Source organism: Mesorhizobium sp. M2E.F.Ca.ET.209.01.1.1 (assembly GCF_004010375.2).
Taxonomy (GTDB): Bacteria; Pseudomonadota; Alphaproteobacteria; order Rhizobiales; family Rhizobiaceae; genus Mesorhizobium.
Window position 1 is genome coordinate 1 of the sequence record NZ_SADP02000709.1, and the last position, 329, is coordinate 329.

1 protein-coding gene is annotated in these 329 nt (G+C 62.3%); it reads right to left on the reverse strand.

Features of this window, described 5'->3' with window-relative positions:
• Nucleotides 1-329, reverse strand: a 329-nt coding sequence (locus EN852_RS37555; protein WP_135879821.1) for an ABC transporter permease subunit, incomplete at both ends; no start/stop codon positions are given.

Consider the following 329-nt stretch of genomic DNA (forward strand, 5'->3'; position numbering starts at 1 on the left):
CGATCAGTTCGGCGGCGACCAGCGTCGCCCAGGCCGATCCAAGCCCGATGCGTACCCCGACCAGGATGAACGGCGTCGACGCCGGGATGATGACGCGCAGGAAGATCGTCATGTCTTTCGCGCCAAGCACCCGCGCGGCGTTGATCATCGTCTTGTCGACGCTGATGACGCCCTGATAGGTGGCGACGACGCTGGCCAGGAACGATGCCAGGAAGATGACGAAGATTTTTGGCGTCTCGTCGATGCCCATGGTGACGATCGCCAGCGGAATGATGGCGAGCGGCGGGATCATGCGGAAGAACTGCAGATAGGGCTCGATCAGCGAACGG